Source organism: Nocardia sp. NPDC020380 (genome assembly GCF_044386975.1).
Taxonomy (GTDB): Bacteria; Actinomycetota; Actinomycetes; order Mycobacteriales; family Mycobacteriaceae; genus Nocardia.
The window spans coordinates 128,347-154,802 of sequence record NZ_JBIRVQ010000019.1; the positions used below are offsets into that span (position 1 = coordinate 128,347).

Annotated in this window: 23 protein-coding genes; 9 read left to right on the forward strand and 14 right to left on the reverse strand. The window is 62.2% G+C overall.

Translation table 11 applies throughout. The annotated features are described in order from the left end of the window. Nucleotides 1–473: 473 nt before the first annotated feature. A complete protein-coding gene (locus ACH438_RS40025) occupies nucleotides 474–1,040 on the forward strand; it encodes a hypothetical protein (RefSeq protein WP_397015285.1) in 567 nt (188 codons plus the stop codon). A gap of 117 nt (nucleotides 1,041–1,157) precedes the next feature. Here the strand turns inward: ACH438_RS40025 and ACH438_RS40030 are convergent, their stop codons facing one another. From ACH438_RS40030 to ACH438_RS40050, 5 genes are all read right to left on the reverse strand, one after another. After that, nucleotides 1,158–1,388, reverse strand: coding sequence for a hypothetical protein (locus ACH438_RS40030; RefSeq protein WP_397015287.1), 231 nt, complete (start codon nucleotides 1,386–1,388; stop codon nucleotides 1,158–1,160). Between the two features lie 8 nt (nucleotides 1,389–1,396). Next, nucleotides 1,397–7,135 (reverse strand): putative T7SS-secreted protein, encoded by a 5,739-nt coding sequence (locus tag ACH438_RS40035; RefSeq protein WP_397015289.1) that lies wholly within the window; start codon nucleotides 7,133–7,135, stop codon nucleotides 1,397–1,399. Next, the gene (locus ACH438_RS40040; RefSeq protein ID WP_397015291.1) at nucleotides 7,136–7,798 is read right to left on the reverse strand and encodes a hypothetical protein; all 663 of its coding nucleotides are present in this window, start codon (nucleotides 7,796–7,798) and stop codon (nucleotides 7,136–7,138) included. It lies immediately after the preceding gene. Further along, nucleotides 7,795–8,169 (reverse strand): hypothetical protein, encoded by a 375-nt coding sequence (locus ACH438_RS40045; protein ID WP_397015293.1) that lies wholly within the window; start codon nucleotides 8,167–8,169, stop codon nucleotides 7,795–7,797. The genes ACH438_RS40040 and ACH438_RS40045 overlap by 4 nt, the downstream gene beginning before the upstream one ends. A 175-nt stretch (nucleotides 8,170–8,344) precedes the next feature. Then, nucleotides 8,345–9,304 carry a helix-turn-helix domain-containing protein gene (locus tag ACH438_RS40050; protein ID WP_397015295.1) on the reverse strand — a complete coding sequence of 320 codons (960 nt, stop codon included), beginning with the start codon at nucleotides 9,302–9,304 and terminating at the stop codon, nucleotides 8,345–8,347. Between the two features lie 145 nt (nucleotides 9,305–9,449). On the opposite strand from ACH438_RS40050, the gene ACH438_RS40055 reads away from it, so the two are divergent. The 3 genes from ACH438_RS40055 to ACH438_RS40065 all read left to right on the forward strand — a co-directional run bounded on the left by ACH438_RS40055 (nucleotide 9,450) and on the right by ACH438_RS40065 (nucleotide 10,769). After that, nucleotides 9,450–9,725 (forward strand): hypothetical protein, encoded by a 276-nt coding sequence (locus ACH438_RS40055; protein WP_397015297.1) that lies wholly within the window; start codon nucleotides 9,450–9,452, stop codon nucleotides 9,723–9,725. A gap of 24 nt (nucleotides 9,726–9,749) precedes the next feature. Next, complete coding sequence (locus tag ACH438_RS40060) at nucleotides 9,750–10,106, forward strand: hypothetical protein (protein ID WP_397015299.1); 357 nt, start codon at nucleotides 9,750–9,752, stop codon at nucleotides 10,104–10,106. Between the two features lie 261 nt (nucleotides 10,107–10,367). After that, entirely contained in the window at nucleotides 10,368–10,769 is a 402-nt protein-coding gene (locus ACH438_RS40065) for a hypothetical protein (RefSeq protein ID WP_397015301.1), read from the forward strand. A 349-nt stretch (nucleotides 10,770–11,118) separates the two neighbouring features. Here ACH438_RS40065 and ACH438_RS40070 read toward each other — a convergent pair whose 3' ends face one another. Continuing rightward, nucleotides 11,119–11,346: a hypothetical protein gene (locus ACH438_RS40070; RefSeq protein WP_397015303.1), complete on the reverse strand. Its 228-nt coding sequence runs from the start codon at nucleotides 11,344–11,346 to the stop codon at nucleotides 11,119–11,121. Between the two features lie 810 nt (nucleotides 11,347–12,156). Then, nucleotides 12,157–12,507, reverse strand: coding sequence for a hypothetical protein (locus tag ACH438_RS40075; RefSeq protein ID WP_397015305.1), 351 nt, complete (start codon nucleotides 12,505–12,507; stop codon nucleotides 12,157–12,159). A gap of 44 nt (nucleotides 12,508–12,551) precedes the next feature. Between ACH438_RS40075 and ACH438_RS40080 the strand changes: the two genes are divergently transcribed. Continuing rightward, on the forward strand, nucleotides 12,552–12,725 hold the full coding sequence (locus tag ACH438_RS40080; protein WP_397015307.1) for a hypothetical protein: 174 nt from the start codon (nucleotides 12,552–12,554) through the stop codon (nucleotides 12,723–12,725). A gap of 93 nt (nucleotides 12,726–12,818) precedes the next feature. Here ACH438_RS40080 and ACH438_RS40085 read toward each other — a convergent pair whose 3' ends face one another. The 3 genes from ACH438_RS40085 to ACH438_RS40095 all read right to left on the reverse strand — a co-directional run bounded on the left by ACH438_RS40085 (nucleotide 12,819) and on the right by ACH438_RS40095 (nucleotide 15,944). Further along, nucleotides 12,819–13,370: a GNAT family N-acetyltransferase gene (locus ACH438_RS40085; protein WP_397015309.1), complete on the reverse strand. Its 552-nt coding sequence runs from the start codon at nucleotides 13,368–13,370 to the stop codon at nucleotides 12,819–12,821. Nucleotides 13,371–13,419: 49 nt separating this feature from the next. Further along, on the reverse strand, nucleotides 13,420–14,475 hold the full coding sequence (gene xerC, locus ACH438_RS40090; RefSeq protein WP_397015311.1) for a tyrosine recombinase XerC: 1,056 nt from the start codon (nucleotides 14,473–14,475) through the stop codon (nucleotides 13,420–13,422). Between the two features lie 869 nt (nucleotides 14,476–15,344). Continuing rightward, the gene (locus tag ACH438_RS40095) at nucleotides 15,345–15,944 is read right to left on the reverse strand and encodes a hypothetical protein (protein ID WP_397015313.1); all 600 of its coding nucleotides are present in this window, start codon (nucleotides 15,942–15,944) and stop codon (nucleotides 15,345–15,347) included. A gap of 188 nt (nucleotides 15,945–16,132) precedes the next feature. On the opposite strand from ACH438_RS40095, the gene ACH438_RS40100 reads away from it, so the two are divergent. Both ACH438_RS40100 and ACH438_RS40105 read left to right on the forward strand, forming a co-directional pair. Beyond that, entirely contained in the window at nucleotides 16,133–16,471 is a 339-nt protein-coding gene (locus ACH438_RS40100) for a trypco2 family protein (protein ID WP_397015315.1), read from the forward strand. A gap of 17 nt (nucleotides 16,472–16,488) precedes the next feature. Further along, complete coding sequence (locus ACH438_RS40105; RefSeq protein ID WP_397015317.1) at nucleotides 16,489–17,808, forward strand: bifunctional trypsin-like peptidase domain-containing/SEL1-like repeat protein; 1,320 nt, start codon at nucleotides 16,489–16,491, stop codon at nucleotides 17,806–17,808. 50 nt (nucleotides 17,809–17,858) lie between these two features. Here the strand turns inward: ACH438_RS40105 and ACH438_RS40110 are convergent, their stop codons facing one another. From ACH438_RS40110 to ACH438_RS40120, 3 genes are all read right to left on the reverse strand, one after another. Then, the gene (locus ACH438_RS40110) at nucleotides 17,859–19,256 is read right to left on the reverse strand and encodes a DUF4041 domain-containing protein (RefSeq protein WP_397015319.1); all 1,398 of its coding nucleotides are present in this window, start codon (nucleotides 19,254–19,256) and stop codon (nucleotides 17,859–17,861) included. Nucleotides 19,257–19,320: 64 nt separating this feature from the next. Next, complete coding sequence (locus ACH438_RS40115; RefSeq protein WP_397015321.1) at nucleotides 19,321–20,181, reverse strand: DNA-processing protein DprA; 861 nt, start codon at nucleotides 20,179–20,181, stop codon at nucleotides 19,321–19,323. 6 nt (nucleotides 20,182–20,187) lie between these two features. Continuing rightward, a complete protein-coding gene (locus ACH438_RS40120; protein ID WP_397015323.1) occupies nucleotides 20,188–20,931 on the reverse strand; it encodes a ComF family protein in 744 nt (247 codons plus the stop codon). Between the two features lie 427 nt (nucleotides 20,932–21,358). Between ACH438_RS40120 and ACH438_RS40125 the strand changes: the two genes are divergently transcribed. Together ACH438_RS40125 and ACH438_RS40130 are read left to right on the forward strand one after the other, a co-directional pair. After that, nucleotides 21,359–23,218, forward strand: coding sequence for a UvrD-helicase domain-containing protein (locus ACH438_RS40125; RefSeq protein WP_397015325.1), 1,860 nt, complete (start codon nucleotides 21,359–21,361; stop codon nucleotides 23,216–23,218). Between the two features lie 262 nt (nucleotides 23,219–23,480). After that, entirely contained in the window at nucleotides 23,481–24,377 is an 897-nt protein-coding gene (locus ACH438_RS40130) for a hypothetical protein (protein ID WP_397015327.1), read from the forward strand. Here ACH438_RS40130 and ACH438_RS40135 read toward each other — a convergent pair whose 3' ends face one another. Beyond that, nucleotides 24,378–26,156 carry a tetratricopeptide repeat protein gene (locus ACH438_RS40135; RefSeq protein WP_397015329.1) on the reverse strand — a complete coding sequence of 593 codons (1,779 nt, stop codon included), beginning with the start codon at nucleotides 26,154–26,156 and terminating at the stop codon, nucleotides 24,378–24,380. Between the last annotated feature and the right edge of the window lie 300 nt (nucleotides 26,157–26,456).

Sequence of the window (26,456 nt, forward strand, 5' to 3'; positions counted from 1 at the left end):
TACGCGCTCTGCACGACCGGACATGGAGGCGAGGGGCGTCCTGTCGCCGTCATGGGGGCGCCACATTGCCAAACGCAGGACCACCGACAGCCGAGCAGAACTAAACCTCGTGGGAAGGTACGGCGTCCCCGAACGGCAACCCCGGCTAGTAGCGGATGCTCCTGCACTGCAGTCTCTCCCGCCGCCAGGGCGACCTGCCCTGATCGGCTCGGTCCGCGCGCTACGCGTGTGCCGAGGATGTCGGTCACCGCCGCTAGAGTCTCCACGGAGAACGCCGACCACTGGGGGAAGCCGTGCACTATTTGCCGTTCTTTACGTTTTTGATTGCTGTTCCTGGGTTCCTGGTCCAACTACGCACATTCAGTGACGGCGGAGGGCTTGACCGTAAGTCGGGCACTCGCAGACGGATTCGTCGGATCAAACACCTTGAGGAGGTCACGGATAGGCTGGGCCCTGACCATTGCCCAGAGGAAGTGATCCAGGAACTGAGTGCTGCACAGCGCGATCTTGCCTCGCTCTATGCAGTAATCCCCGACAGTAATGAACGAGACGTGACCGGTAATTCACTGATGATTGGTCTGCCGACCGCTATCGTCTCCCAACTGCTCCTGCTGCAGCCGATCCCGCTAGGGAAAGACCTCGGCATTGGCGTCTACATCGTGTCTATTGTGTTCATTGCTCACGTGCTCGGTCCGCGACGACGGATGCGCTCTCGACGGCTGCTCTATGGACGATTCGGTGGACGCCCTGATACGCCCGCTCTTCCCTCGATGTCTCGTTGGCCATTCGTCTCGCGGCGCCTCGGCCAGATTCGGTTAAACAAGTGGCTGATCCAAACTTTGGGCGGTGCCCCTCGCCCGCCGGAGAACATCACGGACGAGGAAATCAGCAAACTCACCGACCTCATCGACCAGTGGCACGCTAATCCTTGGTGGCGGCGTGTCCTACGAGCGTGGATCATCACGGCTGGCGCCGTTCGCCGGATGACCAGATCGCTACCCAGCCACGAGCCCGACTCAGCCTACGCTCCACCCGAGTAAGCACCAGACGACGAACAGCACACTTGCGGATTGACTCTCGGAGGAACAACCAAGTCGAGGTATTTCAGGGCAGGTCCTAGAGACCCGTGTACAGGCAGATCCCTTGTCTTCCGGGTACTATTCGGGACCGCCGAGAGCGATCGGCCGGTAGGCCAGCGCCTTGTCAACGATCTGCTCCGGCGTCAGTCGGGGGTCCGAATCATCCCAGAAGATGTAGTCGCCGATCCGGGGGTCAGCTACCGAGTCTTTGAGCGTCTGCAGCCACGCGTCTTGTTCGGCCTCGTCACCTTGACCTTCGTACAGTCGGGTGACGAGTTCAATGAGTTGGTCCCTGTCCAATGCAGCCATGTTTCACCTCAGCGGTTGTAGTGGAAATCTGGGTCGAGTACTTCGGCATGGAAGCGCGGTGTTACGACGGCTAGGTTGTCCAGATCGTAGACGCCGCCACCGTTATGGATCGGATTGACGTGGTGGAGGTTGTATCTTGTTGCGCCACCGACCGACTGGGAGTCGACGACGAAAGGAGCGCGGCCATTGGCCATGAGGACTTGGTTTCCTGGGCTGAATTGATTCGCCAGTTCGGGATGGTTGGAGACTTCTCGCCAGAATGCTTCCCGGAACTGGTTGAAGTCGTCGAATGTTCGTCCGCGGAGTGCGTCGGCGACTTGTCCGGGGACCCATCCGGCGTTGCCGTCGGTACCTCGGAGCCACTGCTCGCCGGGTTGAATGTGGGGTAGGTTTTCACCGCCGTGCGCGGTTCCTGGCTTGTAACGGGGGTCGCAGCTTCGGGGTATGAGCCCGAGCGGGTCACTCCACACAGTTGGGTTGTGGGGATAGCTGTTCGGGTTGGGCGCGGGGGCAAGGCCAAGCGGGTCGCAGGTGAGATAGCGCCCGGTTGAGGGGTCGTAGTACCGGTTGACGTTGTAGTGGAGTCCTGTTTCCGGATCGTGGATCTGCCCGGGGAAACGTAGTGGTGTGGAGGTCTTTCCACTCCAGTGGGCGTTGCCCCACAGGTCGGTGCTCGCGGTGGCTGCGGTGGTGCCGGCGGCTGGGTCGGCGATCTCGACTGGTGTTCCGACCAGGTCGGTGATCAGGGCGTAGAACTCGCGGTCGACCAGTTCTTGATCGGTAGTTTGGGTGATGGGGGTGTGTGAGTTCGGCTGGTACTGCCAACGAGTCACCGTTTGGTCGACGGCTTGCTCGATGAGATGGTTGCCGTCCCAGATGTAGTCAGTACGTTCGAGAATCCCGCCGTCATCCGCTAGTCGCTGTTTGGTGGTGCGTCGACCGAGGGCGTCGTAGGTATAGCGCCAGCGCTGCCCATCAGGCGTCGTGACATCGGTGAGTTGGTCAAACGCGTTGTAGCCGTAGTGCCACACCGACGGCTTCCGGGATAGTCGGGTGACCGTTTTACGGATCAGTCGTCCGGCCACGTCATAGTGGTACCTGGTGCGGCCATCGCGGACAAGCAGGTTGTTCCGGTATTCGCGCTTCTCACCGAAGGTCGAATCTTGTTTGTGGACAACTGAAGTCGCAGATCCAGTCGGGATCGCACCGATCACCGAACTCGACGAGGTCGAATTTGAGAGGATATTGCTGAGGGCGTCGTAACTGTACGTCTCGGATAGTCGTCCATCACGTGCCACGGTGGTAACCCGGCCGATCGGGTCAAGTGTGTAGTCGAGATTTTCTCGAGCCATCGATGACCGATCAAGGGCATGGCTGTTGAGGTAGCCGTCAGCCCGGTAGCTGTACTCGTCGCGCCGAATCATCTGCGTGTCAGGACGATTCGCAGATTCGAAGCCGAGATTCAACGAGGAAACAGGGAAGGCCGTCACCTCACGCGCCGTGATTCGACCAGCCGCGGATAGCGACTGCTGGACTCCGATCTCCCCGATCCTCCAGCCGGTTGCGCGGCCGGTGGAGTCGTAGGTGAAGTCAATATCGCCCCCGTCGGCCCTGAGGCGGCGGACGTTGCCGAAGCCGTCGTAGCCCCAGGCCGTCACCGCTCCACCGGGTGTGGTGCGTCGGAGACGTCTACTCGATAGGTCGTACTCATGGCGCATCTCGTCCTGGTCATCGAGCCGTTGCGAGGCCAGTTGTCCTGTCGGCGTGTAAGCGAATTCCAGTGTGTGCGTGGGGTCTTCACCGATACCGGAGGTAGCGGTGGTCACCCGGCCGATGCGGTCGTAGGTATGGCGGATCCATTCCCCGGTATCGGCGGTGATCTCGGTGAGGCGGCCGAGGATGTCATATCGTTGCTGACGCGCGATGCCGGTGGCCGGGGTTACCGCCGTGACCCGCCCGCCACGATCGTGGGTATAGCGGGTAGTCGATCCGGTGTAGTCGGTTTCAGCGATCACTCGACCCGCTGCGTCGTATTTGTAGGTCCAGATCCCACCGAGTGGATTGGTCACGGCGATAAGGCGGCGTTCGGAGTCCCAACGGTAGCGGGTTATCGATCCGCCTGGATCCGTGACGGATTCGAGCACGTCGAAGGCGCCATAGGTGAAGCGGGTGACGCCCCCGGCTCGGTCAGTGTGGGTGAGCAGGTTGCCTTCCCCGTCCCAACTCCAAGATTCGGTGTGGCCGTCTGCGTCGGTGCGGCGCAACAGCTTTCCGTCTGTGGCCCACTCCTGAAGGACAACTGCGCCGAGAGGGTCTGTGATGCGAATGGGGCGGCCGAACAGGTCGCGGTCGATCCGTGTTACCGCGCCGCAGGGATCGGTAACTTCGACAGGAAGGCCGGCCGCGTTGACCTGCACAAGGATGCGGGAGCCGGTCGGGGCAAGGATCGATGCCACCGCACCGTTGGGATGGTAGGTGTAGGTAGTGCGGGCTCCGGCCGCATCGGTGATCGCTGAGAGGTTCCCGGCGGTGCTCCACTCCTGTCGGCGTACGTTGCCCTCGGCGTCGTGAATTGCGGTCGGCCGATTCCGTTTCTGGTATTCAACGGTTACAGCCTCACCGTCGGGACGAGTCACCTGTGCGAGGTCACCGTCATCGGTGTACTGGTAGTGGGTGGTTGCACCGTCGGGTGCGACGACCTTGAGCGGCTCGCGAGCGGTGTTGTAGTCAATGTGGGTGTGCCCACCGGCAGGATCGACCACATCGCGAAGGCGAAGGTCATGGTCGAAGCCGTGTGTGATCATTCCACCGACGGAGTCGGTGAGGGTGGTCAAACGCCCTGTGCCATCAGGAAAGTTGACGTATTCGAGATCGCAGTTCAGCACCCCGGCGCTGCCACGTTGACGGACCACCCGTCCGGCCTGGTCATAAGCGTTGACCATGCTGCTGCCGTTGGAATCGGTCCATGACAGCATCCGCGCATCGTCGTCGTACGTATACCGCGTGATTGCAGCGACCGCATTCCTCACTGCAACCAAATGCCCACGCTCGTAGGAGAATTCACGGACGCGGGTTCGAATTTCGTGACCATCATCGCCCGTACCGACCACGGTCAAAGCTGCGACTCGACCACCTGAGGTGTCAATCTCGACCCGATAACCACCGGAATGGGTTACCGCAGTGGGCGTGCCGTCGTGGTCGTAGTGGAATCGGACGCGGTTGTTGTGCCGGTCGGTGATCGCAGAGATCGCCAAGTTACCCAAACGAGAATCCAAACCATGCAGCACAGGTTCAGGAGCAAAGTGAAAGTGCAGCTCTCGCTTCGGATCCCACACCCGATAACTGCCGACCTCCGCGCGGGTCAGCGTCCAGCCACGAATTCCGGCTACCGGTTCGACACTGTCCTCGACCGCGGCGTGGGGGAAGGCCAGCATGACGCCGTCTTCCTGGAGGAACGTCGCGCCCTGGTCGTCGATAATCAAGCGCATGTCCAACGTTGCCGACCAAGAAGGTCCGAACCAGCGGCCGAACCCGTAACTGGAACGGTGGGTACGGCGCAGCGCCAGCCCGAGCACACCAGGTAGGTCTACGTCGGTCTCCGGAAGCAGGAATGCTCCGGTGGCGATGTCAACCGGATCGTCGGTGCAGTACTTGTCCTTCAGATCGCTGGTATCTTCCGGATCACCACCTCGTGCATGATCTGGGGCCTGCTGGTCGGCTCCGGCATGGTCTTCCAAGGTCGGGTGGTGCCCGTCGGGCCCAGGCTCGGGCTGATGTTCGTGCGACGGGGTTCCGTGATCCGGTTGCGGGTCGCGCCCGCCAGGGTGCGTTTCGCTGGGATCTCCAGGATGGGCTGCGGGGTCGTGCTCAACTGCGGGCTGTTGGCCATCAGTGGGCGAGTGAGGTGTGTCGGGCGTTTCTGCGTTCGGATGCGGCTGTCCAGGCTGGACCTGCTCGCGCGGGTGTTCTTGCTGGGTGTCACCGGGTTTGTCCTGGTGCGGTCCGCCAGAGTCCGGATTAGGTTGGCTCCGCTCCGGTTCGGGATTGGTCCGCAGGTTCTCGGGTTGCTGATGCGGAGAACCTGATCCGTCGCCGGGCACGCGGTCCGTCGCCAAACCCGGCTGTCCGGGTTGGTCTGTTGCGAGACCCGGTTGTCCGGGGTGGTCGGCGTGCGGACCGGCCGAGGACGGATCGTGGTTCGCCTCGACCGGTTTGGGCTCTGTGGATGGGTTAGGTTGCGCGGTAGTGCTATCAGGGTGTGCCGGCGTATCGGGGTGACTCTGAGGGGTTGCAGGTTCCGTGGCGCCGGGGTGAGTATCGGACGGATGTGGTTGCGGCGCAGCACCATCCGGATGCGGACCGGCAGCCGGCCCACCTTCCGGTGCCGCGGCTGGAGCAGGAGCGGATGCGTCCGGCTTTGGTAAACCGGTGCCTGGCGACTGTGGCGCGGAGGCGCCCGGCTGAGCCCCATTCGGCTTCGTGGCAGCTGGATTTCCGGATCCGGCAGATGGGTCCACGGGCCGCTCGACCGAGGGGGCCGCCCGACCGGGCAGCGAGGGAGTCTCGACGTGCGGCGGCCCCTTGGGAACCCCGGCGGGGGCATCCTTGAGGACGTTGGTCGTGACCTCGGTGAGCCGTACGGCGTTGGTGGCTTCTTCCACTGTCTCCGCGGCGACCTTGGGTGCGGTGCCTGCGCCGCCGGTCATCACGGTGAGGATGATGTTGCCGGTGATCGCGCCGCCGGTCTCGAACGGATTCTTCCGAGCATCCGTGAGCACCGCATCGACCACAGCACCCGGATCCGCGGCGGCGGTGACGATCCCAGTGCCCAGATCGGCCATGCTCGAGGCGTATTCGGCCGGATGCGAGATGTTGTACGGGTCGAGAGCATTGGTCGAGCGCGCGAACTGCACGATCGAGGAGAACGAGGTCAGCAATCCGTTGCCGAAGCTGAGCTTGCCGTAATCGTAGACGTCCTTCAGATCGCTGAGATCCGCACTCAGCCGCTGCGACAACGGCGGCTCGGTCGGAGCCTCCTGGGTTTCGGTCTGCAGTCCACTCACGACCTGAGAGGCGATGCTGTCGCGCTGCGAGCGAGCGTTCTTCAGAATCCCACGCGCCTCGTCACGCATCGAGGTCCACGTATCAACCAGCGGAGTGGCCTTCTTCTCCTTGTCCGACAAGCCATTCCACGCCGACTTCTTCGACTTCTCTTCCTTCTCGGCCGCCTCCCACTTATCGATCGCCTCTTGGGCTTTCGCCTGCGCGGTCGTCACCGCCCAATACCAACTGTCCAGGTGCGCAGCCGCTTTGACGAACGCATCCCCGGCGGTCCACCACATCTTGGGCTGCTTGTCGAACTCGGTATGAAACGCGGTGGCGGCCTTGCCCGTCCAGTCCGCGACATCGATCTTGCGCAGTGCGTCACCGGTCGACTCGATCGAGGTCGACATCGACTTCAGCTTGCCCGAGACATCGTGAATGGCCGACGGCTCACCATGGATCAGCTCGGTCTTGTCCTTGGTCTGGCCGAGTTCCTTCTCGACGATCTCCCCGCCCAACGCGTTGGAGATCTGATCACCGATCTCATCGATCGCATCGGCGACCCCGCCCGCGCCGTGATCGCGTGCGAAGTCCGCGACCGTGTGCGCGCCCCGGTCGATAACCGAGCCGGCCTTGGTCTCCACCTCATCGACGGCATTCTCGACCGCGTCGCCGACCTTGTTGAACCAGTCTCCGATCCCCACCTACTGGCCCACCTTGCCGCCGCTCGCCCCACCGGTCTCGGGAGTCAAGATCTGCGCAGCCTGCTGCAGTGCGCCGGTGTTCCAGCCTGGTGCGGTTGTACCGGGCGTCGTGGTCACGATGGTGGTGGGATTGCCCAGAGCGGCGACATTGGCCATGGCCTGCGGTCCGACCGTCTGGATTACCTGGGCGTCGAGCTGCATCTTGGCGGACATGTCCTGAAACGACTTGGCGCTGTAGTCCGGATGCGCGAGAGCGTTGAACGGATTGTCGGACAACGTCTCCGACAACGACCGCTTGTCGATCTGGTCCTTCGTCAGGTGCGGATTGGAGAACAGCTGGGAGTACACCTCTTTGATCGTGTTCTTGGCCTGCTCATCCATCATCTGGTACCGACCCGCCGCCAACCCGACCGTCTGCGCCATGCTGTTGGCTGACTGCACCAACGACCTCACACCCCACGACCACCGGTTGCAGAAGGTCTCGAACGTCGACTGCACCGACGCCTTCCCCGCCTGCAACGGCGACAGCGCCAGCAAAGCGAACCCCCGGCCCGACGCGCCGGTCTCCTTGATCCCCAGATCCGACAATCCCCCGATGATCGAGTTGATCCCGTTCGCGGCCTGCGTCAGCACCGCCGGCTCGACCTTCAACTCCTCGGTCATACCTTCGCCCCCTCTTCAGCTTCGTCCGCCAGCTCAGGTGGGAACGCCACCGGCTGCGTCCCCACACAGTCAACCGATACCCCCGTTGATTCGGGTCGTGCTGCCGCCCATGCCATCAGCCTCGCTCCGAGCAAACGCTGATAGCGGTATTCCTGATCTTCCAGCACTCCACGAGCAACCATGTAGCGCGCGTATTCCTCGATGCTGGTGAAAGCGCAGATCCAATCGATTCCGCAGACCCGTGAGGTGTAGACCTCGTCCCCCTCGGTCAAAGGGACCAGCAATACCGCATCGTCGTAAGCGCGGCGCAGCAAATCCGGCTGCCCGAACCCGGCGTAGAAGGCGGCAATCTCCGACTGCAAGACGGCCAAGCCATCCCCGACCTCAGTCAATGCACCCCCCGAACAGGCAACTCCCCGCTAACAGCAACAGGTCGAAGACTACCCGAGAACCCTCAACTTGATCGAGCCTGCGGAGATGCACGTCGATCAACCTCACCAGATCCTGGACATCTCCGCCTCAAGGTCGGATCGACACGGCCACGGCTCATGCCGGTACATCCCCACCATCCAGGACCGCGCGCCACTTCGTCGCCCACGTTGCCGCGCGGTCCGCCGACGGAAGTGCATCCAGCCCTGCCACCACTTCGCTCCGCGCTTGCCGATGCTCACCGGCCAGTGCTAACACTCGGCCCCGCTGCAAGCCCCAGAACCCCATGCTGTACCAGTACGCGAACTCAGGGGGGTCGGTACGATGACTTGCTTCGGCGGCCCGGTCCGCCTTCCGTAACTGGCGGATGGCGTCGCCCGCATATCCCTGCGCAGCAAGGAATTTCGCCAGCTGATACGAGTCGTAGACGCGCAATGATGGGTGGGTACCGCGCAAAGCCAACGCGGCTTCAGTCAAATCGATAGCCGCTGAAAGCTTCCCATTCTCTCGCAACCCGTAGGCACGGAAACTCATCGCGTGTTCAAGTTGAGACTGGTCGCCAGCTCCCTCCGCCAGGATGACCGAGTCGCCAAAAGCTTTGTCGGAGGTGTGTGGGTGTCCGGTGGCCAGCTCCAGCCAACCGCGGAACCGTGCCGCTTCGGACGCGAGGGCCGCACCTTGTGGGCCGCCCACGTTCTCGGTCGCCAGAACCCTTGCCACGCCATCCAACCCGCGCGCCATGGGTACCACCAACTGAGGCCCGGCAGCGTCATCGAGGCGACGAGAACGATCCAGAATCACCGCCACGTCCTTGAGGCTGGAGCTACCCGCCCCAGTTGGGTCAGCGACGGTCGCCGCGAGCCGAGCCACGTCCACGCCTGCCAGCCCGAGAGTCGGATCGCCCAGCACCGTCCGGTAGGCATTCAGGACGGTCGGGGATACCGGTTTGCGACCGGTCTCCACCTCGGACAAGTAGCTGACCGTGATCGCAGTCCGAGTTGCCATCTGCCGCAACCCAATCCCCGCCACCGTGCGCAGTTCGCGCAGTAGTGGACCGGTGACCAGATCGGCGAACACCAGCGAACACTAACCCGATAACGGCCGAGCCTGCAGCGGGTGAATCTGAAAACGGCCTCGCCGCCGAACGGAGCGCTCCTCACTCCGATACCCCGGCAGTGGATGCCTGTCACAACAGAACAACAAATGAATCGCAGGAAATACCATGCGTAAGAACATCATTCACGTCGTCACTGCCACCCTATTCTTCCTATCGGCTGTAGCACTGATCGACGCGGCCCCAGCGTCTGCGGTCGTGTGGGTGTCGCCGGAACAGTGCGAGGACATCGGCGAGGGCAACGTGCACGTGACTCTGGATCCGATCGACAAGGGCAAGGCCGTCTGCACTTGCAAGGGCGGCCATTACGATGGCGCGAACGTCGAAGGCCAGTATTTCCTCAACGGGTTGTGGCCGATCACCTGTGTCAGCCCCACGGTATGACAGCGCCGACCTACGCTCGCTGATATGACGACCGAACGCAGCCGGGTGACCATCGACGGGGCAGCACCGGGCTTGGCGAGACTGCTGCAGGACGCGGCGCGTATCGCCGCCGAACATGGCCGCGGGATCGTGACCGAACAGGACGTGCTGGCGGCCATGCTGTATGGCGCCGGACCGGTCCTGCTTGAGGTGTGGTGGCCGCGCAAAGGTCGAGAACCGTATAGCACCGACGGACCCGGCATCACGTCGGAGGACTTCCGTGCCGACACGATCCCCTTGGCCATGCCAGAGTTCCGAGAGTTGGCGCAGCGGATGGTCCCCTACGCGAAATCCATGGAGGGGACGGTCATTCCGGCGACGGTGACCGTCGAACAAGGCTGAAGCGGGGAAGGGGCTGGCTCCGTGGGTTCTCGGTCAGTCCCTTCACTGCACTCCGATATGAGGTCGGCCGACCGCAAGGCGTTGGATCCAGCGAGAATCACCTTCTGCTGGCCGGTGAGGATCCCAGAATGCCAGAGGCCAACTGATACAGCGAGCTGCTGCCGTAGCGCCGGAAACATCGAGTTAGCTGTGAACCCTTCGTGCTGGCACAGCGTCGGATCTAGGCTCTAGGGCAGCCCGCCCCGATCGAGGAGACCTTCTATGCCCTCCGATCCCGCCAGCGGCCCAAAGGATTCGCTGGACTACGAAGTCATCGTCTCGGTGCCCGGCGCTGAGCGTGCGATCCAGTTCTGGATAGGCGGTATGCCTCGGCTGCCGCGCATCGGGGAGAAGCTGGACTTCGATGGTCCGGAAAACGACAACCTGGCTCTGCTGGTCACCGATGTCCGACACGGGTTCTCGGTCCGCGACGACCCGGTGGTACGCGTATATGCGGTCCTCGATCAAGAGGGCGGCGAGGTCGGAGACTTGTATCTTGCACAGCGGCTTCTGGAAGGCCCCGAGCTGGAACGATGGACCAGCCAGTTCACGATGCTCAGCGCCGACGACAGCGTTGCGTTCCGAGTCGGGATGCGGGCCGCAGCTGATCGTGAGGCACGATGACCGACCAGCGGGACTGCTGGCAAACACGCGGGACGGAGATCAAGCTGCTAGTTGTGGCGTCTCATGACGTTGGTTCCACGAATTCGCCCTCAAGGGCCAGGAGCCTACTCGGAACCATATGCGCGGCAATCACACTCGCGAAGCCGACACGAACCGTCGCACCAGATGGCGCGATGTTGGCGCTCCGGGGCCTGGAAGTCGGCGGCGGCATCGCCGAGAACGTACCGAAGATGTCGGCAGACCGCCGGGTACGGATAGCACAGTAGAACCGCCCCGGCAGTACCTGCCACTTCGGTCCGCCGACACCATCAGCGAGTTCGCCTACCTGGTTGGACCGGTGGAGGTTCGGCTACTTCCAGTAGATCGTCATCGAGTGGTCGTACACGGCGACCGAGGTGTGCTCAACTGCGGTGATGATCCCGCTGGCGAGCAGTGCTCCGATAACGGCCACACCGATTTCCGCGCCCCAGTGGACAATCGAACTCCGGCTGCGGTGGCGACGAACGCCGCGGATGCCCTCGGCCTCGCGGACCGCGATCGACTTGCGATCCGGCTCGTTGCGAGGCAGATTGTTCACGCACTCAGGGTCGATTACCTTGGGCAAGGAGCCCTCCGTTCAGTTGAGTGAACTTACCGACGACTTGGCCGGTGCGGGCTCCGCGAGCCGCCCTATTCCTCGCCAGGATTCCGTGGGCGGCTCGCTCCGTATCGGCAAGTCAGTGGAAGGTTCGGATACCTGCCCCTGGTTGTAAAGCCGAGTTGGTCGGTTAATGACATGAATTTGTTGCGCTGCACCTTTTCGCTATGGCAATCGTCACAGCTATCACGAATCAGCAAAGAGAACCCCACATCAGAGGTCGTGCTGGGACCTTAGAGCTGCCACGAGCTACACCTGCGCTGGTCACGGCTATGGAGCGCGCAACACGACCGGATACCGGGCGCACGACCCATTAAGCTCAACCAGAAATCCAGAACCGACCGGTTTCCGCATCAAAATTGATCCACAAACTGCATTATGGTGACCCTGGTCACAATCTCGCATATTTGTAATTTAAGCGACACGGCGCGCTCTCGATGCACTTCTACCCGTTCTAGGTGTGCCGCCTCGTGAGGTTGATGTCAGCGGGCGGGCACCGGGGTAGATCGCAGGTCTCGTGAACCAGCCGGCGCGCCGCAGGGAACCCCACCGCGGACCCGGACGCGGACACTACCGAGCCCGAGGACCGAGCCAACGCGCTGCAGCGTCAAATCGACGCCATCCTCGAAATCGATGGCGGCGAGATCTACACCCAGCGGCGCGAGCGGCCCAAACCCGCTCCGCTGGGTCCAAATCGGCGGTTCTGACGACACCCGGCAGGCCGTTCGGGTTGATGACAGACCGTGGCCTTCAGGGTTTCGGCGACCGCGACCCGCGAGGCTTCTCGCCCCAATCCGGGGACAGGGCCCTGGCCGGGGTCCATTGCCGGGCCTCTACGCGTCCACGCCGGTTGGCAGTCGGTATCGCATAGCCGACCAATCCGAGCCAGGTTCCGTCCGTGCACTGCGCCCAGGCGTAGAGCAGGCCGGGCACGGTCGCCGACAGGTCTAGGGCGGCGGATTTGATGCGCAGCGACACCGAGTCCTTGCGGAACGGGCCGTTCGTGGGGACCGCGGCCCCCAAGTCGACGAGTACCGGAACCGGCGGATCAACGACGCGCCGCTGCGCCGCCGAGAAGTCGTCACTCCAGTACTCGAACACGCATTCGATAATGACACATACCGACCGTTTGCTCGGGATAGGCTGTGACCATGGTGAGCGTTGGCGATCGCGTGCTGCTGGTGGCTGGTGGACAGTCGGTGTTCGAGGTCCGCGAGATGGATGGCGACCATGCGATCGTCGAGTCCGCCGAAGTGGACACGCCGGGACGGTATCCATTCCCTGCGCGCGTAGCGAATCTTGTACCTGTCGAAGGGTGACTGGCCCCTCTCAGCGCTATCGAGCTGTGTTCGACGAAAAGGTACGACGTCGTTGGTCGGGCCCACGATATACCGAATGGGTAGCGCGCCGCGTTACGTTTCCTCGATCACCTGCAGGCTCAGGGCCTGAGCGGCATCGCGGAGCGCTTGTCGGCCGTCCTGGTCCGCCTTTTCCTGGTTGAACGGGTTATAGGGCAGCCGGCCACCGCAGTCTTCGCGGAACGCCGCGAGCGATCGAAGATGCTCGTCGTCGGGATTCTTATCCAGCCTTCTGTCGAGCTCCTCGCCGAGTTTCGCGGATTCCTCGTCGCTGATGCTGAGCCCCAATGACTTGGCGACCAGATATCCAGTCGGCGTTGCGATACCGGTCCACTCCAGAGTTGCCGCTGGTTCCTTGGCCGCAAGGTCGTCAAGTGCCCAACGAAGCAGGTCTTTGGCCAACATCTGTCGCCGCCGCGACGGAGTGGTGTACAGCGCACACTCTTTGACCCGTCGCGGATCCTTCGAGTCGATCGGGATCACGGCGACCACCGAGACGACGTTGCCGTGATCGTCCACGGCGACCCAAGCATGTTTCGGTAGCCCCTGTTCAGACGGCAAGAGACACTGCCGAAAATCGCGAGCGGTGAAGTTCGGTTCGCTCATCGTTCCATTATCGGCACGGTTCGACCGATGACCGGAGTTCGACAGTCAGCTACGCGGTTCGGACTTGCCTGGTGTAACCAACCTCCCGAGACTCCATAGCTAGTGGATGTGGCTCTCCAGTCATTGCTGCAAGCGCCTCGGCAACCTCTTCCAGACTGGCTCTGATGTAGGTGACGGTTTGACCGATCCGCCCGTCCGGATTGGCGTGCCCTGCGTAGGCGCGCGCGATCGCGTATCCAAAGTTTCGCTCAACCCAGGTGAGCGTCGTATGGCGGAGCCAGTGGGTGCTTACCTGTTGGCGTGCAACCCATTCCAATTCTCGACCGATGCGATTCCAGAGGGAGTCGTAATGGCGCCGGGTGATAGCTGCGCCGTTCCGCCGACGGAGCAGCTGAGCTGTCTTGATTGGGGTGCCCAGATGCCGGTCTGCTACATGCGCGAGAAGGGCCTGCATGAGCGTGGAGGTCACCGGTTGCCACCGAACGGTGTCAGCCTTCTCGCGAAGAAACACGAGGCATTGCTCGGGGTCGAGATCCATCGGCCGCAGAGCCAGAGCTCCGCATCGGCGGCACGCTGTTTCGATGTGCAGACGCAGAATCAACGAGTCCAACTCGGGGTCATTGCCGGTGGTCGCAGCTACCCGAACAATTTCAGCCAGTCGAGTATCGGAGATGGCTCGTCTGGTGCTGGCAAGACGTCGCGGTTTCGCCACTCGCCGTGCGGGATTGCTGTCCACCTGGATGTATCCATCCTCTTCGGCGTGGCGGTAGACGCACCGAGCGGCGGCAATGAAGTTCTCCGCAGCACTACGACCGCCCCGAGAGTTGCGACGAATGATGGCTCGGTGCCTGGTCACCTCCGCAAGCTGCCGCAGCTCAGATGCTGTCGGCTCAGTGAGACGACGTGAACCCCATTCCTCGACAAGACGATCGAAGTAGGTGCCGTACACCCGAAGGGTGCTCGCCGGTATGGACGTTACGAGGGTCGGTATGTATTCGCCGAAGGTGGGGACCACCCGAGGGGTCAACTGTTCGAGAAGCTGTTCCGGCGTAAGTCCCAGTCTCTCAAGGAGAACCCGTGCCGCTTCGACTTCAGGAGTTGCCATCGCTCAACTCCTGAGCTTCGGAATGTAAGGCCGCTAGCGCGAGGTCGACGACCTCGAAGGGGTGTACAACAGCCAGCCCCCTCTCCGGACATACAGCGAGCACAAGTCTTTCACCGACTTCAATCCGGCACTGATGGCGCACAACAGAGGGTAGGCGCAGATATCCTTTCGGGGTTACCCGGCCTTCCCCGTCGGGGTCGGCGCTCGCAGCCACAGTTCGCCCAATGACGAGAAGCGAAACGGGTTGAGCGGGCTGCCATCCCAGTAACGCTATGGGCGCACGGTCGCGGAGCTGCCCATGACAGCAGACCGAGGTTACACAGTAGTGGAATCTATCGACCTTCGGAGTTCGGCTCGACCGCAAATCGGGAATTGGAAGACGCGTTATGTCAGGAACGGCACACGCCGCCTGTTCCACTGAAGGTCTAGAACTATAGAGACCGGCTCGGCCGGGCCACAAGGTGCCAGGTGCATGATTTACTACATCCGTCCCTGAAGGGCAAGCCGAATCATCCCGATTCCGAATAGGTTCCGCAGGTGGAGTGGCCGGTCGATGCATTTCATACCTCCCACCTCAATTGCCGCTAACTGGTCGGCATAACTAATCAAACGCCGAGGAATGCATACAGGAGCGCCGTTATTGATGGCGCCAATACTCCGAGTAAAACCACGATAGTGATATCAGTCCTCAGCGTGCAATTACCAGATTGTCAACATCCCAGAAGATCACATAACTTCACTCAAGTTCCCACAGCCTTTTGTCGCCCCTTGAGACCGAACGCGCGAGACACCGCGGACATGATCACGTCGTTGCCGCACTCTCAACCGGCCTGCCGGAACCGATCCCGCAGCCGCCGGGCAGCTGCGAATCAGCTCGCGTCGGTGACCTCGTCCAGCGCCGCGCGTGCCACGCTGATGAACTCGTGGTGCGCGGCCAAGTACTTCAGTCCCGTGTCTTCGGCTGCCCTGGCCCGGTCTTGAGCGTCGTCAGCTGAATCCGCCTGTGCTTCACCGAATTCTTGCGCTTCCCGGACCAAAGCACCTTGCACGCCTATCAGCTTGAAGGCCGCTTCGGCAACGGCCGCAGGCCCTTCGAGCAACACCCGGTTTCCGCGCTGTTCCGCGTCCTTGAACAGTTGCCGGATTTCCGCGATCCGAGCTTCCTGAACTGGCACGGGGCCAGAGGCCGCGTGCCGGTCACGGAAGTACTGCTGATTGGCCCGGTCGGCGGCGTTGAGGGCGTCAAGGAAGTCCAGGTACGCACCTTGGCGACGTTCGCGGCGCCACCGGAGATGCTCAACCCGGACTTCAAGGGCCTGATTGTCTCGATGAATCAACTCTTGCCGCGCCTGCTGCCGGTCCAATGCGGCCTGTCGGCGGTTCTCGGTGCGAGCCGAGATGATAGCCGTGAGCGAAGCGCCGAGAGCAGTTCCTAGCACCCCAACGGCCGCAACAAGAACACTGATCATGATCCACCAGCATGCCAAACTCCGTTGCGGCACAGGCCGAATCGTCGGAGCGACTTCTGGTATCCAACCGGTGCGCAGCTTCGTCCAGTAGATCGTTCAGTGTTGGATCCCTTATGATTTCGATATCCAACTAAGGCATGGCCCGTTGCAACGCGAGGTGATCGGTGTCAGAGGAGTCCGGGGATCCCTTGAAGGGACGCGTACCGTTGTCGGATGCGATTGACGCGCTGCGCAGCGAGTTGGTCCGGTCTTGGGAAGGCGCGCAGTCGGAGACGTTGCGGTTCAAGCCAACGACGGTAGAGCTGACGCTGCAGGTGGCAGTTACCTCTACCGGTAAAGCTCAGGGTGGGATCAAGTGGTGGCTGGTCGAGGCTGGCGCGGAAGCGTCGCGGCAGTCGGCGGCTACTCAGACCGTAAAGATGACGCTCGAGCCGGTCACGTTCAGCGCAAACGGCCAGCGGGCCGCCGAAGTGTTCATCGACGCGGTACGTGAGGATTCTCCGCTGCATTCGACCGATCCCCGATAAGCGGGGGCGCGTGAGCTGTGCTGGCCGTCGAGCGGGCCGTTCCGATCTACTACTACTCCCGCGACGGTAAGGCGCACTCGGCGTCCGGTTTTCGGATCGACGGCGAATACATCCTCACCGCCGACCATTGCGCGGACGGCACGGACTATCGCGTTCTGATCGACGACCGGAATGTGTCGGCTCAGGTGTACCTGTACACCGGCCGGAAGGACGTCGATCTGGCGATTTTGAAGGTCGACGAGAAGCTGGACGTCGAACGAGTACCGTGTGCGCGGATTCGCACCTCCCACGCGGAGAGACTCGATAACTGCTGCGTCTTGGCCTTCCCCGTGTGGAAGAGGGTTGGTCGAGCGCAACTCGACGGGTACGTACCGACCGGTGAGGTATCAACTCTCTCAGGTCTGACCAGGGGCGAGTCGGATGCAACATCCCTTCTGACCTTTAAGTCCGTCACTCCGGCACCGCCGTCTCCTACTCCTGACGGGCCGTTGAGTCGGTACGCGAGTCAATGGCAAGGGGCATCTGGCGCGGCCATTGTGCACGATGGCCATGTCATCGGAGTGCTCAGCAATCACGCTCCGCTGGAGGGGGATTCGTCACTGGCCTTCACGCCGATCACCGCGATCGACCGCTTGGATCCAGATCAGCGAGATAGGTTCCGGTCCGTGCTCGGCATCGTGAATGACGCGATTCTGCCGACCTTCCCGAAGGAGGTACTGCCTTTTTCGGATGCTTTCCTCAACGCCGGTAACAATCCCTCGGTCCTACCGGGTGTCGACCCGCTCGCGCAGCCGGACGCCGACACTGAAACGCTTCACCAGGGCGGCCGACTGTTCGCCGACCAAGGCGACCTCCCCCAGGCGGAGAACCTGTGGCGCCGCGCAGCCTCGCAAGGACACCCCGACGCGATGGTCGACCTTGCTGGCCTGCTTTACACCCAGAGAAAGCTCCGCGAAGCGCACGCTTGGTACCTCAAGGCCGCTGAGCAGGGCAATATCGAGGCGATGGGCCACCTCGCAAGCCTGCTCCAGGAGGCACGACAAGCCCGTGACGCCGAACGCTGGTGCCGCGCTGCCGCGGAGGCCGGCAACACCGACGCCATGTACAACCTCGCCGTCATGCTCGACAAGACAGGGCATTTCGGCGAAGCCATCACCTGGTATCGACACGCTGCGGAAGCCGAACACCCCGACGCGATGCACAATCTCGCGATTCGGCTCCGCGCCCGCGGCGAGCTTGCCGAGGCCACCATCTGGTGGCAGCGAGCCGGACACCGGCGCGCACAACGGATCAGTGAGCGGCCCCGGGGTCCCGTTCGACCAAGACGGACAGCGTGAGAAGGTGTTGCCACTGACCGATCGCAGCTCAATTCCGTTGCAGCACAACCTTATTCCGGGTTCATGTCACGAACAGCTGCGAGGCTCTGTCGGTATTCCACGGCCTCGGCGAGTTCGTTGAACTCGAGGAGCCGTCCTGCCAGGGCCTGCAGATGGTCGCGCACTTCCGCGGGCGTAGCCCTGAAGAATTCGCGGCGTTGATTGACGTGGTTGATGCGCTTGTCCGCCAGGCGGCGATGCAGCTCGGCTTCTATTCCTGCCGCGTTGTCGTCGTAGTGCATTGCGTGGACGTCATAACGAAATGGCACCGCAGCGTTGCTGAGATCGCTGATGCGGTCCCACGGGTGGTAGCGGCGAGTCAGCCCGATCTGGACCACATTCTCCCCGAACGCGCCGATATTGGAGATCACATAGACGTAGCCGGCACTGATGTTGTCCTCCCGCTTCGCGATATCGGCGAGGGCATACTCCAGGGCCTCCAACCGTGCTCGCAGGTCGTCCGCATCGGCGGTGTCCTTCTTGTTGGTTGCCTCAAGCGCGGTGAGGGCATCGCGGTACTGCTGTTGCTGCTGTTCGAGTTTCGCTCGCTCGCGGGTGAGCTCTTCGTATGCTTTGCGCTCCTCGCGGAGACGGTCGCGTTCGTCTCGCTCGTACTGTTTCTGGCGGGCGACCATCTCGAGATGATCCGCGGTCATCGCCAGCTCGCGGCGGCGAAGTTCGTGGTAGTACGGGGCGACGCGCAGCTGCATCGTCTTACCCAGCCGTTCGATGGTGATCGCGATCTTGTCGAGGCGTTCGAGTGCCGATGGGAGCTTGTAGGGCTTGAGGCTTCGGACGAGGTTGTCGGCCTCGGCGTTGTAGGCGCGCAGCATCAGCATCGAGTATTCGCGGATCATCCTGCGGCCCTCGGTAACCGACCCGTTCACCGTCCAGGTCGTCGATGCCTCGATCGCACCGCCGTCTCGGCGTGCCTCGTATTTGATCTCGCCTTGCAGCTGTTTGAGGGCTTCACGGTAGGCGACCGCGTCCGATAAGGGGTGACGGTATTCGTAGATGCCAATCTCCTGAAGCACCTGCTCCTCTCGTGTGTTGATCACCTGTGCACGCAGGTTGCCCAGCAGCGCCTGCTGCTCGGTGACCTGCGCCGCCAGCTGGTCGCGCAGTCGCTGCAGCTCGGTGGCCTCGAGCCCTCCGATGCTCGCCAATTGTGCTCGTAGTCTTTGGTTTTCGGCGAGCGCGTCGACCAGCTCCTGCGACTGTCGTTTCGCGTAGGCACGGGCACCCAATAGCGGGACCTTGGCGGCCTGCCCGCCGCCCGGCTGAGTCCCCTGGACAGCATCGACGGCAGAGATCGCTTGTCGGTCGCCAGTCCATTCGTTGCCGTCCCAATATCTCAGAAGACGCCCGTCCTGCGGATCGGGATACCAGTTCGGTGGCGCGGTATTCATGCTCCCCCTTTCAGCTCATCGACCGTTTCAAGAATGTCAGGATCTACCCGGACGCCCCCGCAATTCAAAGCAACTTGCCCTGCTCCGGCAGAGTTTTCGCTTGGGCAACGACCATGCCGAGAGCGTCCCCGAGCTCACGCCGCGACGTTGCAACACGTGCGCCCGCTTGAATGAGTATGTGGTTTCCCGGCGGGGCATCATCGCCGAAGTTGACGACGACGACCGGTCGACCGCGCTTGAGTGCTTCTTGCCCAGCAGCCAGGGTCCCGCCACGCTCGCCAGCCTCGATGACTATCAGCGCCATTCCGAGCCCAAAGATCAAGCGGTTCCGAGTCATAGCGGCGTGGGTAGCCCACGGCTGTCCAGGGTGAAACTGCGAGATGACAAGGACACGTTCGGGGTCGAAGTACGGGCTGAGGTCGCGCTTGACGCGGAAGTGATCGATGCCTTCGGCGAGCACCAAGATCGTGGCACCACCGTTCTCGAGTGCGGCACGGTGAGACTCGGAATCAACACCTTTGGCGTATCCGGAAACGACCGTCAGCCCGCGGCTACTGGCCTCCTCTCCGCTGACACGGGCAGCTTTGAGACCCAGGACTGACGCGTTTCGGGCTCCGCAAATCCCGGCTCCCTGCGCCGTCAAGAGTTGGCTTGCGCCAATGCAGAACAGGGCAGGTGCGATGGGACGGTCGTTGACCACCAGTGCTCGGGGAAAACACGGATCGTCCGCACCAACCGCTGTCACGCCGCGGGAGGCCAACTCCTCTGACCTGCGGCTCAATGCGGCACGGGTCGAACCCGCCATTTCCCGCCACACTTGCCGCAACATCTCGGGGTCGGGGTCGAGCAGTGCCCTAGTCACTTTGGCTGGTGTCCTGAAGTGCTCGAACGCCACCAGGATTCGCAAGGTCTTATCGGATGTCACTCGAGGCTAACTCCTTAGTGTCTTGGCTGCGGCCAGCCCGTACACCCGTGGTGCGCCGGCTTGCCGGGCCACTCGCGCGACCTCCCGTATGGTGTCACCGCTTCGATAGACGTCGTCGACGATCACACACGGCGCGTCCAATTTCATTGGCAAAGTGAACATGCCGACCAAATCGACACTCCGGTCGTCCTTGCGCTGCGGCCGCGGCTGACCCGTTGTGGAGACAAGGGTCTTGCCGGTGCGGGCCGCGAGGTCTGCCGCGATCAGCTCCCCAGTACTTGTCCCGTCCCCCTGGTGTCCGGGTACCGATACCACGTAGAAGGCGGAGTTCAACGCCGGGTGCCGGACCATTGCGTCGGCAAGTCGACGAACCAGATCCTTCCGGGCGGCCCGCTGTCGAGAGGTGTTGGTGACGAAGTACTTCGCCTGTCGGACCAGCTCACCCACCTCGGTGTTGTCCCATACTTCTGGTGGCAGGTCATCGTCGGGGATCTTGTACCAATCCAGAGCGAGCAGTGCATCGAATTCCTCGCTCATCGGCAGCACCAGCGCCTCGTTCAGCAGCGCAACGAGATCCTTCAATTGGGTGGGCAGCAACGCAGGCCATTCCAAACAGTGCCTGAAGATGTCCCGCCGTTCGTCCTTGACCGGCCGACGAACGTAGTTGATGCCGAACGACAGGTCGATGTGGCGAATCGGCAGCTCGTCGCAATCCAAGTAGATGCGACGCCAGGACAAGGCCGTGTCCACTGGCCGAGTGTACTCGTATCGCATTATTCGACAAGGCTTCTCACGACCACCCACCTGCCCGAGCTCGTCCACCTCGACCCCCACTGCTCTCGATCGCGAGTACTCCAATCGTATTTACCATGCTGTGGGCCAACGGGTTACAAGGATTGCCGCCGAACCTGTTCAGCCGCAGAAGATCTCATGAGGATCAGATGCAGAGATGCCTCGGATTGCCAAATGCGCTGCGATAGAGAGCAATTGGTTACATCACAATCCAACTCACCTGTAGCCTGATCGGTGAAGGATCTTGTCAAGGGGTTGGCAAGGCAGGGAGGGAATGATGAGTCGAAGCTCTGACCGTGCCCAGGACATCTTGAGACAGCGCGTCTACGACGTACTGAACGCAGTGCCCAGCCTTCCTGCGGGTTACCGAAGTGTGTTCGCAGGCATGCTGATGGAGCGCGGTGCACATCTGCTACTACGTGACCCCATCGTCAATGTCCCGGCGGGACGTGCACACGCGCTGCTCGTCAGCCGCGGCGGAGTATTCGCGCTGGTGTTCACCACCAGCGCACCCACCCGGCAGACGATTGATACCATCCGCGGTCGCGCCCAGCGCGTCCTAGATCGGCTGGCGGTTGGCTCGAACGTGTTCGTGGCGAACACGATTCGTGTCGCACTGATCGTGCCGGTCGGCACCGATCTGGGGCATGTGGACCCACGGGTGATCGTCGCCGATGAACGCAGTGTCCGACGAGCGTTCTTCACCGGCCGTGTCCTTGAGCAACGTGACGCCGAGCAAGTTGCCAAGAGCATCGCCGACAAATCCGAGTACCGACCGGTCCATCTTGCCGTGGCCGCCACCAGCCCGGGTGTCGAGGAAGAGGGATTGTTCGAGGAGGCCGACACGATCTCCGACCAACGTGAGCGCGCCCTGTCGGAACCGTTACTCACCTGGCTGTCGTTTCTGGACCCCGATCAGTTCGCGCTCGTCCGAGCGAACTACAACGGCCCAGCGCGGATCAGCGGACCGGCTGGCACCGGCAAGACCGTGGTCGCGTTGCATCGCCTCGCGCGTATCGCGCGGGAGAGCACCGGCAAGCTGCTCATGACCAGCTTCGTACGTTCCCTCCCCGCATGCCATAGAACACCGTTCATGCGACTCGCCCCCGAAGTCGCCGATCGCGTCGAGTTCATCGGACTCCATGCCTGGGCGAGCCAATTCCTGCGTGGGCGTGGAAAACCGATGCGCATGGAGCCCACCCGAGCACGCACGGCCTTATCGCTGGCCTGGTCGCATGTGGGAGGTGAGAACGGGGCGCTCGCGGGGATCGAGCCCAACCTCGAATACTGGGCCGATGAAATCGACCGCTTGATCAAGGGCCGTGGCATCACCGAGTTCGACGACTACAAGGCGCTGGTGCGCACCGGTCGAGAGGGCCTGCCGCTACGCCGGGAAGACCAACGTCCTCTCGTATGGGAACTTTTCGAAGAGTACAAGAAGATCTGCCGCAAGCGGGGAATCCACGACGCGAACGATCTGATCGGCGCGGCCGTGGCCGAGCTCCGGCAGCGTCCGCTCGACCCGCCGTACGTGATGGTGGCCGTCGACGAGGTGCAGGACGTGACCCTGCTGGGGCTGCGCCTCATCGGACAGATCGCGGCCACTACCCCGAACTCCTTGTTATTCGTCGGTGATGGCCAGCAGCAGGTGTACCCGGGCGGGTGGAGGCTGTCGGACGCAGGGTTCGACATCCACAGCCGCAGTGAGACCTTGGACGTCAACTATCGCAACCGAGCCGCGATCCTTGCCTACGCCAAGGGAATCGACGCCCGCAACACCGTCGACGATCTCGACGGCGGCACCGGAGTAGCACTGCGCGATGCACGAGGTGTGCTCGACGGCGGACACGTCGACGAATGGCAAGGACCCGACGATCAGCTGGACACCGCACTGATTGCTGCCCTCCGGGCGCTCACGGTACCCAGAGGTCACATCGCCGTGATCACACGCACGAACACCGAGGCAAACCGATTCCTACGGGTGCTCAAGACGGACGGCATTGCGACTCAGCTCCTCGAAGATTACGACGGCAGTTACGTCAACGCAGTGAAGGTTGGAACCGTCCAACGTGCCAAGGGACTCGAATTCCCGGCGGTCTTCCGTCCAGTACTCCCCGGTGAGCGACCCCGCCGCAGAACCGCCTCACAACAGGATGCTGACGAGCTGGCCGCCCGCCGCCAGCTGGTCGCTGTCACGCGCGCCCGTGATTACCTCTGGCTCGGCATCGCCGACGGTGCGCTGTAGCAGGCGAACCCCACCCGGCGGCTCCTTCGTATGTTCAAACTCATCGGCAGGTGTATTCGGGCTCGCGATGTACCCGCAGGTCTAGCGTCAGATTCACCTGTGCCGCTTGACCGCTGCCGCCCTCAACCCGATGACGATGACGAGACCTCAAAATGAGCTGCTGAGGGCGTCAGGCCCCTGATGAGGTACTGCTGTTCTGGGTGGCCTCCCAGAGCGCCAATACAGGCTTCCTTGGTGGTCCTGAGACATTATTGTCCCAGTCATGACGGGTTCCGAGGATGATGTTGCGAAACTGATTACGACCTTGGCGCAGATCGTGGAGGGCACATTCGGGATTCGGCTTGTGCCCGATGAGATTACGGCGCGATTTGGTGAAGAGTATCCGCGACTGCTTCATAAGTTGCGGCTGGCTGCCGCTCTGGCAGGCATCGCCGATCGGCTGATGTTCGATGCCCTTCAGGAATCGTTGGCCGCCGGCATCGCGGCCGACGGGGTTTTGGAAGCAGCCGAACGACAGACAGATGCGGGTTTCCACCCGCATGGTCGCTCCGAAGGTCGACTGCACCCATTGTTATTTCGCCTGTTCCGGATGCAGAGGGCATTCTCTGTGGATCCGACGGTGCCACCGAGCGCCGACTCTCGAATCAGCGACCCGGTCGACACTCACGATCCCGTAATGTTCGCTGGTGGCCTTGCTGCCGTCGTCGGTTCTAGCCTAGTCCGCTTTGGGATGGCCTGTGCGCGCAGCAATGAGATGGAGGAGGCCCAGGAGGCGGGCGCGACGTTGACCGCTCTCGCGGAGTTGCAGCGGGTCGTCGCCAATACCGTCGCCCCGCGTGAGATCCGGTGGACTGGCAGTCGTTCTGAAACTCACGACGACGTCGTACGGAGTCCGGAACCCGGGCATGCTGGCGAGGCGGACTCCCTGATCGATGAAGGGGATGCGGTGGACGGGCCTATGACCGTTGGACGACTTCGGCAGTTCCTGAATGACATAGCGGTGCCCGATCATCTTCCGGTTGTCGTTGGCGGGCTTGACTTCGATGATCCCTCAAGACATTTCAACGGGTTGGCCGATGCTATCTGGGCTGACAATGAGGGTCAGTTCGGCGGCCGGTTGTGTATCGCCGCGCAGGGTATTGGACTGGTCTCTGGTTAGTCAGTCGGCCAGCGGTGACTCCCCGTGGGCAGCTTGCTGTCTAGCTGAGTTGTCTAGCCCATTGGGGGCAGGATCCGTTCGATCCAGATTCTGGCGGATGGTTGCCGTTAATGGATGCCCTGGGCTGAGAATCCGTTTGCAGTCCGCCAGCGCACGCGCGAAGAGTTCAACGGCTTCGTCGGCCCGACCCGCGCTGAGATACGCACCCGCGAGATTGTTCCGGGCGAGAAGGACGTCTGGGTGATCTGTCCCGAGTACCCGCTCACGGTTAGCGAGGTTCGCCTCAAGGAGATCGATGGCTTCGTCCAACCTGCCGACGTGAGGGTAGGCGCTGGCAAGGTTATGGACCGAATGGAGCGTATCGCGATGGTCTGTTCCGAGAACACGCCGACGATCTGTCAGTACGCGTTCGAGCAGAGGCAGCGCTTCTTCATGGCGGCCCGAAGCAGTAAGGGCGCAGGCCAGATTGCTTCTAGCACTGAGGGATTGAGGATCTTGCTCACCCAGAATACGACAGAAATCGCGGACGTTTTGTTCTCCGAGCTCGATGGCGTCGACCAACCGTCCTGTGTCGCGGTAGGCCAGCGCGAGGTCGCTCCGGCAGACGAGCGTGTGAGGGTGATCGAAGCCTAGGACTCGCTCAAAATCCGCGAGGGACCGCTCCATGGCTTCACAAACGTCGAACCCAGCACTTTGGCATGCTGTATTGAACCGAAGGGAAGTGAGGAGTGTGAGTTCGTGGTCGTGCCCGAGCACTTCTTCGCACACTCGAAGGGTCTGTCCCAGGTGGAAGAGAGCGTCGTGGACACGGCCAGCTGAGTGAAACGCCACACCGAGGTTATGTCGGCACTGCAAGGTGACCGGATGCTGCGCGCCCAGAACCTGTTCGGCGTCCGCAAAGGTTCGCTCGCCTCGGTCTATCGCTTCGCTTAAGTTTGCAACGACGCTGGTCAACTGCCACACCGCCGAGGCGCGAGCATCGAGAACGCCCGCCAGCAGTTCGCGGTTCTCTGTCCCAACGGCATTGCACCACAACGCATCAATGTGCGCCGATGCCTCAGTGACAACGCCGGTGCGATGCAGCGTTGGACGATAGTCGTGGAGATCGAGGCCAAGAAAAAGGAGCCCGTCTGCGATGACATACTCGAGTCTCCGCGTGCTGGCCAATCGTTCACGGACTACACGGGCGATCAACGGATGCATGGTGACGGCGCTGTGAGAAAGCGAAAAGGACAATACCGAGCCGCTTACGCACCGTTCGAGAGCTGCATCTACGAACCGATCCTCTGCCAGCCGATACAGCAAATGCCTGCTCACACCATCGGACGCGAGCACCGATATGATTTCGAGTAGTGTGCGGTTCAAACCATATGAGTCCTCGGTGCACACGATGTCGACTGCCAACAGCAGTGCAGCCTCGACGTCCCGGGGGTAGTCCTGGCCTGGGCGGCGTGGCAGAGCGTCGCGAACTCTGTTGTGTAACAACAACAAATACTGCGTAAACCCATAGCCACGCGCAATGATGGTTGCCGAAGCTGCTGCCAACGCGAGCGGAAGGTCACCGAACTCCTCCGCTACGGATGTGGCACCGCCGACGTCGTCAAGGCCCGTCCGCTCGTGCAGGTACGCGATGGCTTCCTGTCGGCTGAACGAGGTGATCTCGATAGGGCTGCCAAGTTCGACGAAGCGCTTATCGGTGCTGGTGATGATTGCCGTGGCGTGACCGATTCCGGGCACATACTGCCGCACAGCATCTGGATCGCGGGCGTTGTCGAACACTACCAACGCTGGTCCGGGATGAACGGCCAAATGCTCGCGGAGCCGACGAGCAGTCTCACCAGGTTCGGCGCTAGGGTCTGCGACACCCAGTCGTTCAGCAATCCGCGAAAGACCCAACAGCAGTGAGCTCTCGGTGCTGGCATCGACCCAACCCACAACACCGCGACCACCCGCGATAATCGCTCGCGCATAGGCTGCCGCGACATGTCGGCTGCCAGGGGGAAGGGACCGTTTCGGAGCTGTTTTTGCCAGCAGGATGGGACCACCTCGTTTGCCACTGATGGGACCACCTGACTAGCG